Origin of the sequence: Pseudomonas sp. MF6776 (assembly GCF_016613125.1) — a bacterium.
GTDB classification, from domain to species: Bacteria; Pseudomonadota; Gammaproteobacteria; order Pseudomonadales; family Pseudomonadaceae; genus Aquipseudomonas; species Aquipseudomonas iridis.
On record NZ_JAENSQ010000016.1, the window covers coordinates 123,941 to 134,610 of the forward strand.

At 58.5% G+C, this 10,670-nt stretch carries 8 protein-coding genes and 2 pseudogenes; 5 read left to right on the top strand and 5 right to left on the bottom strand.

Going from position 1 to position 10,670, the window contains the following annotated elements; genetic code table 11:
- Positions 1-2: 2 nt before the first annotated feature.
- The 3 genes from JJD74_RS18975 to JJD74_RS18985 all read right to left on the bottom strand — a co-directional run bounded on the left by JJD74_RS18975 (position 3) and on the right by JJD74_RS18985 (position 3,513).
- A complete protein-coding gene (locus JJD74_RS18975; RefSeq protein WP_047303829.1) occupies positions 3-1,253 on the bottom strand; it encodes a sarcosine oxidase subunit beta in 1,251 nt (416 codons plus the stop codon).
- Positions 1,254-1,273: 20 nt separating this feature from the next.
- Positions 1,274-2,527 (bottom strand): serine hydroxymethyltransferase, encoded by a 1,254-nt coding sequence (glyA, locus tag JJD74_RS18980; protein WP_200616555.1) that lies wholly within the window; start codon positions 2,525-2,527, stop codon positions 1,274-1,276.
- A 275-nt stretch (positions 2,528-2,802) separates the two neighbouring features.
- Complete coding sequence (locus JJD74_RS18985) at positions 2,803-3,513, bottom strand: TraX family protein (protein WP_200616556.1); 711 nt, start codon at positions 3,511-3,513, stop codon at positions 2,803-2,805.
- Positions 3,514-3,640: 127 nt separating this feature from the next.
- Between JJD74_RS18985 and JJD74_RS18990 the strand changes: the two genes are divergently transcribed.
- A complete protein-coding gene (locus JJD74_RS18990; protein ID WP_042561452.1) occupies positions 3,641-4,681 on the top strand; it encodes a threonine aldolase family protein in 1,041 nt (346 codons plus the stop codon).
- Positions 4,682-4,872: 191 nt separating this feature from the next.
- Positions 4,873-5,697, top strand: coding sequence for an SDR family oxidoreductase (locus JJD74_RS18995; protein ID WP_200616557.1), 825 nt, complete (start codon positions 4,873-4,875; stop codon positions 5,695-5,697).
- Between the two features lie 120 nt (positions 5,698-5,817).
- Here JJD74_RS18995 and gbcB read toward each other — a convergent pair whose 3' ends face one another.
- A complete protein-coding gene (gene gbcB, locus JJD74_RS19000) occupies positions 5,818-6,918 on the bottom strand; it encodes a glycine-betaine demethylase subunit GbcB (protein ID WP_042561454.1) in 1,101 nt (366 codons plus the stop codon).
- Positions 6,919-7,214: 296 nt separating this feature from the next.
- Between gbcB and gbcA the strand changes: the two genes are divergently transcribed.
- The 3 genes and pseudogenes from gbcA to JJD74_RS30875 all read left to right on the top strand — a co-directional run.
- The gene (gene gbcA, locus JJD74_RS19005; RefSeq protein ID WP_042561455.1) at positions 7,215-8,510 is read left to right on the top strand and encodes a glycine-betaine demethylase subunit GbcA; all 1,296 of its coding nucleotides are present in this window, start codon (positions 7,215-7,217) and stop codon (positions 8,508-8,510) included.
- 826 nt (positions 8,511-9,336) lie between these two features.
- Positions 9,337-9,993, top strand: a complete 657-nt coding sequence (locus tag JJD74_RS30870) for a prepilin-type N-terminal cleavage/methylation domain-containing protein (protein WP_234451796.1) — start codon at positions 9,337-9,339, stop codon at positions 9,991-9,993.
- Positions 9,994-10,074: 81 nt separating this feature from the next.
- Positions 10,075-10,503, top strand: a pseudogene (locus JJD74_RS30875) (lytic polysaccharide monooxygenase); the annotation flags it as partial.
- 48 nt (positions 10,504-10,551) lie between these two features.
- Here JJD74_RS30875 and JJD74_RS19015 read toward each other — a convergent pair.
- Positions 10,552-10,670: pseudogene (locus tag JJD74_RS19015) on the bottom strand (IS30 family transposase); the annotation flags it as partial.

Genomic DNA, 10,670 nt, shown 5'->3' on the forward strand with positions numbered 1-10,670 from the left:
TGTTAGTGGGCGACAGCCGCAGCGCCGTGTTCATCGATCAACGCACCGTTGTGGAAACGGTCGATGGAGAAAGGTGCGGCCAACGGGTGCATTTCACCCTTGGCCAGGCTCGCGGCAAACACGTTGCCCGAGCCAGGTGTTGCTTTGAAGCCACCGGTGCCCCAACCGCAGTTGAAGAACATGTTCGGCACCGGGGTTTTCGAAATGATCGGGCAAGCATCCGGCGTGGTGTCGACGATGCCGCCCCACTGGCGGTTCATGCGTACACGGGACAACACCGGGAACATCTCGACGATGGCCTGAATGGTGTGCTCGATCACCGGGTACGAACCACGCTGGCCGTAACCGTTGTAGCCGTCGATACCGGCGCCGATCACCAGGTCGCCCTTGTCGGACTGGCTGATGTAACCGTGCACGGCGTTGGACATGATCACGCTGTCGATAATCGGTTTGATCGGCTCGGACACCAATGCTTGCAGCGGGTGGGATTCGATGGGCAGACGGAAACCGGCAAGCTTGGCCATGTGCCCGGAGTTACCGGCCGTCACCACGCCGACGCGCTTGGCGCCGATGAAACCCTTGTTGGTTTCAACGCCGATGCACACGCCGTTTTCTTTGCGGAAACCGATGACTTCGGTCTGCTGGATCAAGTCCACGCCCAAAGCATCAGCGGCACGGGCAAAGCCCCACGCCACGGCATCGTGACGGGCGACGCCGCCGCGACGCTGGACGGTTGCGCCGAGCACTGGGTAGCGAGTGTTTTTCGAGCAATCGAGGTACGGAATCTCATTGGCGACTTGCTCAGTGTTGAGCAACTCGCCATCGACGCCGTTGAGGCGGTTGGCGCTGACCCGGCGTTCGGAATCGCGGATATCCTGCAAGGTGTGGCACAGGTTGTAGACGCCGCGCTGGGAGAACATCACGTTGTAGTTCAAGTCCTGCGACAGGCCTTCCCACAATTTCATCGCGTGTTCGTACAGATGCGCCGACTCGTCCCACAGATAGTTGGAACGCACGATGGTGGTGTTGCGCGCGGTGTTACCGCCGCCCAGCCAGCCTTTCTCGACCACGGCGACGTTGGTGATGCCGTGCTCTTTTGCCAGGTAATAAGCAGTTGCCAGACCGTGCCCGCCGCCGCCGACGATGACCACGTCGTAGACCTTTTTCGGGGTCGGCGTGCGCCACATTTTCTGCCAGTTTTCGTGGTGGCTGAGCGAGTGTTTGAAGAGGCCGAAGCCCGAATAGCGTTGCATAGTCATGTACTCCAGAACGCTCAGCGATAAACCGGGAAGTCAGCGCACAGGGCCGCGACGTTTTTCGCCACATCCGCCTCAACATCGGCATCGCCAAGGTTATCGAGGATGTCGCAGATCCAGCCGGCCAGTTCAGTGCACTGCGTCACTTTGAAGCCGCGAGTCGTGACGGCCGGGGTGCCGATGCGCAGACCGGACGTCACGAACGGCGACTGCGGATCGTTCGGCACCGCGTTCTTGTTGACGGTGATGTGTGCACGGCCAAGGGCGGCATCGGCGTCTTTGCCGGTCAGGCCCTGACGGATCAGGCTGACCAGGAACAGATGGTTGTCAGTACCGCCGGACACTACATCGTAGCCACGTTTGATAAATACGCTCGCCATCGCCTGGGCGTTGTCGATCACTTGTTGCTGATACGCCTTGAAGCCAGGCTCCAGCGCTTCCTTGAAGCACACGGCTTTACCGGCGATGACGTGCATCAGCGGGCCGCCCTGAGCGCCGGGGAACACCGCAGAGTTGAGTTTCTTTTCAATTTCTTCGTTGGACTTGGCCAGGATCAAGCCACCACGCGGGCCGCGCAGGGTTTTGTGCGTGGTGGTGGTGACGACGTCGGCGTACGGCAGCGGATTCGGGTACAGACCGGCCGCGACCAGACCGGCGACGTGAGCCATGTCGACGAACAGCAGCGCACCGACCTTGTCGGCGATCTGGCGGAAGCGCGGGAAATCCAGAGTCTTGGAGTAAGCCGAGAAGCCGGCGATGATCATTTTCGGCTGGCACTCGACGGCCAGACGCTCGACCTCGTCGTAATCGATCAGGCCGGTATCGGTGTTGATCCCGTACTGCACGGCGTTATAGAGCTTGCCCGAGGACGACACTTTGGCGCCGTGGGTCAAGTGACCACCGTGGGCCAGGCTCATGCCCAGAATGGTGTCGCCCGGCTGGATCAACGCCAGGTACACGGCGCTGTTGGCCGAGGAACCGGAGTGCGGCTGGACGTTGGCGTAATCGGCGCCGAACAGTTGCTTGGCGCGCTCGATGGCCAGCGCTTCGACTTTATCCACATGCTCGCAGCCGCCGTAGTAGCGCTTGCCCGGATAGCCTTCGGCGTATTTGTTGGTGAGGCCGCTGCCCTGGGCTTGCATCACGCGTTTGCTGGTGTAGTTCTCCGACGCGATCAGCTCGATGTGATCTTCCTGACGTTGCTCCTCGGCATCCATCGCCGCCAGCAGTGCATCGTCGTAACCCTGGATCTGGTCTTGCTTGCTGAACATCGCGTCTCTCCCAGCGGCGGCGGTGCGCCATTCGTCTCGGTCAGGCACCTGCGTGCCCTTTGATGCGATGGTATGACCGGCGCAGACAGCTCAAATGCCTACGGACGCCACGCAAAGGTGCGTTTACGACATGGCGGGAAAAGCCCGAGAGAACACAATCTTCAAATCGACACAGATCCCCTGTGGGAGCGAGCCTGCTCGCGAATGCGGTGGATCAGCCGACTGGGATGTCGACTGATACGCCCTCTTCGCGAGCAGGCTCGCTCCCACAGAGGTTATGCGTACGCCGCGCGGATGGCGAGCAGCAGGAGGAAATGGCCCGGATAGAGGGCGTACGCCCAGCGGCGCATGGGTGGCGGATAAAGTGACCGGGCATGTCGCAACAGGAACATTCCCAGCCATGGCGCAATCAGGCAAATGATAAGGCCGAAGATCGCCAACTCATTGCCGAACCGCGCAGATTCAAACAACACCCGCCACTGATTCGCCGCCAGGCACACCAGCCCCGGCAACATCGCGAAATACCACGGGCGACGAATCACCCACAACGTCGCCAGCGGCAGCAAAACACCAAAGAAACCGAACATCAGCCGCTCCGAGAACAACGCAGAAAGCAGCAACGCGCCGACGCCGAGCAGTCGCGGAACCAGCGCTCTATCCTGCCAGCCCCGCGCCACCAGCAATCCCAGCGCCAGCGTCGGCATGACGTTCAACGTGTCGGGATCAGGAATGTACAACCGATACGGAATCTCGCTGACCAGGCTGAACAACAGCAACCAGCCCAGATACCGCCACTCGGTCTTGCGCGCACCCGCACGATCAAGATTCGCCGCCATTGCCAGACAAAACCATGGAAACGCCAACCGCCCAGGCACATACAGCCAATCGACGGAGAACCCGACATATCGCAGGTGATCGAGCAACATGCTCAACAGTGCCAGCCACTTGAGCAGATCCAGCGCGCCGTCGCGATTGCTCAGGTGCATAATCGGCCCGTGTCCTTGTAGAGTTTTGACAGCGACATCTCGTGTGCTCCCCGGAAGATCTTCGGTAAAGTGCGCACCATCATTGACCAACGAAGCGCCACAAGCGTTTCGATCACGGAAGCCGGCCATGACCGACAAGAGCCAACAATTCGCCAGCGACAACTATTCCGGTATTTGCCCTGAAGCCTGGGCTGCCATGGAACAGGCCAACCACGGCCACCAACGTGCTTACGGCGACGATGAATGGACCGCTCGCGCGGCCGACCATTTCCGCAAGCTGTTCGACACCGATTGCGAAGTCTTCTTCGCCTTCAACGGCACCGCCGCCAACTCGCTGGCCCTGTCGTCGCTGTGCCAGAGTTATCACAGCGTGATCTGCTCGGAAACCGCCCACGTCGAAACCGACGAATGTGGCGCCCCGGAATTCTTCTCCAACGGCTCGAAACTGCTGATCGCCGGCACTGAAAACGGCAAGATCACCCCGGCCTCGATCCGCGAAGTCGCGCTCAAGCGTCAGGACATTCACTACCCTAAACCGCGTGTCGTGACCCTGACCCAGGCCACTGAAGTCGGTAGCGTCTACACCCCGGAAGAAATCCGCGCCATCAGCGCCACCTGCAAAGAGCTGGGCCTGAACCTGCACATGGACGGTGCGCGTTTCTCCAACGCCTGCGCGTTCCTCGGCTGCTCGCCAGCGGATCTGACCTGGAAGGCCGGTGTTGATGTGTTGTGTTTTGGTGGCACCAAAAACGGCATGGCCGTCGGTGAAGCGATCCTGTTCTTCAACCACAAACTGGCCGAAGACTTCGATTACCGCTGCAAACAGGCCGGACAACTGGCCTCGAAGATGCGCTTTCTGTCGGCACCGTGGGTGGGCATCCTCGAAAACGACGCCTGGCTCAAATACGCCCGCCACGCCAACCACTGCGCGCAACTGCTGGCCGAACTGGTCAGCGACATTCCGGGTGTCGAGCTGATGTTCCCGGTCCAGGCCAACGGCGTGTTCCTGCAACTGTCCGAGCCGGCCATCGCCGCGCTGACCGAGCGCGGCTGGCGCTTCTACACCTTCATTGGCAAGGGCGGGGCACGTTTCATGTGCTCGTGGGATACCGAGGAAGAGCGCGTACGCGAACTGGCCCGCGACATCCGCGAAGTCATGAGCGCCTGACCTGACACAACCCCTCTCCCTGTAGGAGCTGCCGCAGGCTGCGATCTTTTGATCTTGATCCTAAAAACAGAATCAAAAGATCGCAGCCTGCGGCAACTCCTACACGGCCCCTTCGTCGATTGTCTTTCTGCGCTTGGTCTACATTATCTGTCGAGCCCTCCGCTCACATAATAATAAGCAGGAGCATCGGCATGTCGTTACAAGGCAAAACCCTGTTCATCACCGGCGCCAGCCGTGGCATTGGCCGTGAGATTGCGTTGCGAGCCGCCAGGGACGGAGCAAATGTTGTCATTGCGGCGAAAAGCGCCGAACCCCACGCCAAGTTGCCCGGCACCATCCACAGCGTCGCCGCGGAAGTCGAAGCGGCGGGCGGCAAAGCCTTGGCGTTGCAACTGGATGTGCGTGACGACGACGCAGTGCGCCAGGCGTTAGCGCAGGCCAACGAACATTTCGGCAGCATCGATGCGCTGGTGAACAACGCCGGGGCGATCAAATTGACCGGCGTGCAACACATCGAACTCAAGCGTTTCGACCTGATGCACCAGATCAACACCCGCGCAGTGCTGCTGTGCAGCCAGGCCGCCCTGCCCTATCTGAAGAAATCCGCCGGGCACATTCTCAACCTGTCGCCGCCACTGAACCTGGCGACCAAGTGGTTCGCCCAGTACAGCCCGTACACCGTGACCAAATACGGCATGAGCATGCTGACACTGGGCATGAGCGAGGAATTCGTCGGGTATGGGATCAGCGTCAACTCACTGTGGCCGCAGACAATGATTGCCACGGCAGCGATTGAGTTTCAGTTGGGCAACAGAGAGTCGTTCAAGCATGCGCGCACACCCGAGATCATGGCGGATGCGGCGTATGTGATTTTGAGTAGCAGCAAGCGGCAGATCACGGGGCGATTGCTGATTGATGAGGAGATTTTGCGCGAGAGCGGTGTGAGCGAATTCAATCACTATCGCTTCGAGCCGGACAGCGACGCAACCCTGATGCCCGACCTCTTCGTAGATTGAACTCCATACCCCTGTGGGAGCGAGCCTGCTCGCGAATAGGCCGTTTCAAAAAACGCAGATGCTGGATGACACATCGCATTCGCGAGCAGGCTCGCTCCCACATTGGATTTGCGCCAATCTTTAGAACTCGATGCGCACGTCGCCCTTCGGCACGCTGCAGCACGACAAGATAAATCCTTCCGCCTCGTCGTCCTCGGTAATCCCGCCGTTGTGCTCCATCTCCACTTCGCCCCCAAGCTTGAGCACTTTGCACGTCCCGCAAATCCCCATGCCGCAGGCTTTCGGGATCATCAGGCCGAGCTTGGCCGCCGCCGCATGCACGGTCTCGCCCGGTGCCACACGAATGCTCTTGCCGGACGAAGTGAATTCCACCTGATGCAGATCCGCCGCGTCGATTTCCGGGGCGTCGGCTGCCTGCTCGGCCTGTTCGACAGCATCGGCGCGAGCCTCGGGGGGCGTGGCACCGAAGGATTCTTCGTGGTAGCGCGACATGTCGTAACCGGCGGCTTCCAGCAGCCGCTTGACGGCGTGCATGTACGGCGTCGGCCCGCAGCAGAACACTTCCCGTTCGAGGAAGTCCGGCACCATCAATTCAAGCATCTTGTGATTGAGGTAACCGCGATACCCTGCCCACGGCTCACCCAAGCCGTGCTTCTCACAGATCAGGTGCAGGCTGAAGTTGTCGATCCGCGAGGCCATGTGTTCCAGCTCGCGGTGGTAAATGATGTCTTTGGGCGAGCGCGCGCTGTGGACAAAGGTCATGTCGACGTTGGCGTTGGTGTCGTAGAACCAGCGCGCCATCGACATGCACGGCGTAATACCGACGCCGCCGCTGAGGTACAGGACTTTCGGACTCGGATAGTCCATGGCATTGAACAGCCCGACCGGCCCGTGCACCGCCAGCTCCTGGCCTTCATGCAGCGTGTCGTGCAACCAGTTGGAAACCTTGCCGCCCGGCACCCGTTTGATCGTCACCGAAAAGCTGTAAGGCACCGACGGCGAACTGGAAATGGTGTACGAACGCATGATCGGCTGGCCTTCGATTTCCAGCTCCAGGGTGACGAACTGCCCGGGCTTGAAGAAGAACAGGATCGGCTGATCGGCCATGAAGCAGAAGGTGCGCACGTCCCAGGTTTCCTGGATGACTTTGACGCAACGGACAATGTGTCGACCATTGGCCCAGGTCTGGGTGGTGACCGGATTCAGGAAGCTGTTGGACATGCTGTTCTCCACGGCCGACTGTCGGCCTTCATGTGGCGATTCTGCGTATAGCGCAGACCGCCCGTTTACCTATCCGCGACATCGGCATACTTATCGCGACCAGCCCCCAACCACCGGGGGTTGCGCGTCGGGAACAGATTGCACCATGTCGCCCATGGATAAGGTTCCGCCCTGCGCCGGGCCCACACTCGCCCCAACACCAAGACAGATTCTTTACACCTTGCGTAGCAACCGTTAGCAGCACACCTGATTAGCCACTTTCGCCGGCCACGCAGATGGCCATGAGGATCACATCGATGGACGTCACCGCAAAAATCAGCCTGGGCGATCCGCTGGAACCCGCACGCAAGGCCACCGCCCAAATGTTGCAGGAGCGCGAGCGCACCTTCTCGCTGCCGCAACCGTTCTACAGCGACGAGCGGCTGTTCGATATCGACATGCAGGAGATCTTCCAGAAAGAGTGGTTGATCGCCGGCATGACCTGCGAAATCCCGACCAAGGGCAACTACCTGACCCTGCAGGTCGGCAAAAACCCGATCATCGTCATCCGTGGCGCCGAAGGTGTGGTGCATGCGTTTCATAACGTCTGCCGCCACCGTGGCTCGCGCCTGTGCACCAGTGAAAAGGGCAAGGTCGCCAAACTGGTCTGCCACTACCACCAGTGGACCTATGAGCTGGACGGTCGCCTGCTGTTCGCCGGTACCGAAATGGGCGCCGACTTCGACATGAAGCAGTACGGCCTCAAACCGGTGAACGTGAAGACCGCTGGCGGCTACATCTTTATCAGCCTGGCGGAGAATCCACCGGCCATCGATGACTTCCTGTCGACGCTGAACCACTACATGGAACCGTACGACATGGAGAACACCAAGGTGGCAATCACCACCACCCTGGTGGAAAAGGCCAACTGGAAACTGGTGCTGGAAAACAACCGCGAGTGCTACCACTGCAACGCCTCGCACCCGGAACTGCTGAAAACCCTGCTGGAGTGGGACGACGTCACCGACCCGCGCGCCGATCAGGCGTTCAAGGATCACGTCGCAGCCTCCGCCGCAGCCTGGGAAGCCGAAAAGATCCCGTACGCCCACGCCAGTTTCGGCCTGCGCAACCGCATCGTGCGCATGCCGCTGCTCAAGGGCACGGTGTCGATGACCCTCGACGGCAAACAGGGCTGCGCCAAACTGATGGGACGCATCAAGAACCCGGATCTCGGCTCAATGCGCATCCTGCACCTGCCGCACTCGTGGAACCACTGCATGGGCGATCACATCATCGTCTTCACCGTGTGGCCGATCAGCGCCCAGGAAACCCTGGTTACCACCAAATGGATCGTGCACAAGGACGCGGTTGAAGGCGTCGATTACGACGTAGAACGTATGCGCCAGGTGTGGGATGCGACCAATGATCAGGATCGGCGTCTGGCCGAAGAGAACCAGCGCGGGATCAACTCCACCGCTTACCAGCCGGGGCCATACTCGAAGACCTATGAGTTTGGTGTGGTGAATTTCGTCGATTGGTACAGCGAGCGGTTGTTGAGCAACCTTGGGGCTGAGCCTGCGCCTTATCTCAAGGGTGTGCCCGTTCAAGGATAAAAAGCATCACTGGCAAGCCAGCTCCCACAGGGTTCTGCGGTGTACACATAAGTTGTGAACCCCCGAAGCCTTCAGGAGCTAGCCTGCCAGCGATGGCGTCCTGGGATTCTGCTCCGTTGCAATTGAATGAATTTTGATCAATCACGCCACACACCATACCCGCCAAGCCCCCCAGCCTTCCGCAAACAACTTATCCACATACCCACCCACAGCAAATGGGGACAACTGTGGATGACTCGAAAAATAACCCACTGATTTGTGAAGAAAAACCGTGACTTATGCAAAAGCATGGTTTGCGATGACTATTGAACGTTTTTTGACCATATCTCTGTATGCAGCGGTTTGTATGGCTTGCAGAGGATGACGAACACCTTATCCACAGAAGCGCCAACAGAGATCGGGGGTAACTTTACCGACTCTGTGGAAAACCACGCCAAACCGTCATAAACCGAGGCTTTCAGGGTTTTAATGGGTATTCCGCAGCACATTGATCACTATTTAACCAAATGTCTTAAAGCCTTTATATACAAGGCCTGTGGCCAATAGCGAACATCTTATCCACAGAAACGCCAACAGACTTTGGGGGCAAATCGAAAATAAGCAGGAGCCTTATCCACACAAAAAAACCCGTAAAAACCGTGGGTTAGCCTGATCAGTTTTCATACAGCAGGCTACAGGCCCTGTTTTACGTGCCCTACAGAGAACCGCGAACAACTTATCCACAAGCGTGTGCACAGCGATTGTGAGTAACATGCTGCTTGATTGAAATTGCGCAAAAATACTCGGGCGAAAAGTTCATCTACACTCACTTTTGCAGTTATATCCAATGGCCTGGGTTAATGCAGAAGTCCTTGGCGTTATAAAAGGAGGAAGACCAGTGATGTGGCAGGGCACGCCCAGCCATCACTGCGCCAAAGGTTTTACGCTGATTGAATTACTACTGACGTTGGCCTTACAGGCCACGCTTTCGACAGTGGCTTATCCGCTGACGGCGTTGATGGATAAACGCAACCGGGGACTTGACCTGCCACGTTCGTTGCGGGAAATACGCCGTGCGATTGACTCCTGCAAAGAAGCCAGCCACGACAGTCGTATTGAAAAAACTATCAGCGACAGCGGTCACCCGCCCTCTCTTCAGGCATTAGTCGAGAAGGGCATGCCCCGGCACTTGCGCCAACACACCAAAGCCCGGCAAGCCGTGCCGCGCAATTACTCGACCTCCATTCGCCTGACACTGAACCCCTATCGCCCCCCTGACTCTCTGCAAACCCTGCTGGAGCGCCGCTACCTGCGCCGGGCCTTTGCTTGTCCACTGGCCGGCACTGTCGGCCGGGGTGGCGGGCGACAAGCCATTCGAGCCAATCAACTTTCAGTCATCAATCACAGCTTTACAGGGCAAGGCTGTAATCAAGGGTGGATGTTTCTGTCTGGCCCTGGGCAGAACAACTCTGCAACTTGCATCACTCCCGTGGAGATCCGCTAACCAATAATGCCAATTGAACAAGCACACTGATCGTTCCAGCAGTTCGGAACTTGTTTATCTGAATTGAAGGTGGACTAGAGCATGAATAAATACACAAAAGGATTTCTCAAATGGACGCTGGCAGCTTTGTGTTTGGCGCCGACCTTGAGTTGGGCACATGGCGCCCTGGATTCCCCGGCATCACGTGCGGTGAACTGCCAGGCTACCGGAGGCTACTGGCAATCAGAGGATGGTTCCTCCATCGTCGATAAAGGTTGCCGCGAATCAGCCAAACTCTTTAATACCCCTGCCGAAAGAGTATTCGCCGCCCAACAATGGAATGAGGTTGCACACATCCCGGAGATTGATAATCCATCGTTGGATCAGATCAAGGCCATTATCAAAGATGACCAGATCTGCGCCGCGAATGACCCCAGAAAGGCCAGCCTGGATTACCCCACACCCTACTGGACCAAGACCGACGTTGTAGCCGGGCAGGCACTGACCCTGCGACTCATTGGCACCGCACCCCATGTACCCAGCAGGTTCTATGCATTTACCAGTAAACAAGGCCTGAATTCAACACATAAGTGCAACGCTCACCCCTGTATGCACTTCGTACGGCGTCTTCCAGCCCAAGCGCTTGCGCGGGCGTAGATTGATCCTCGCTACTGTCCGATTGACGGCTTCGACGGTCA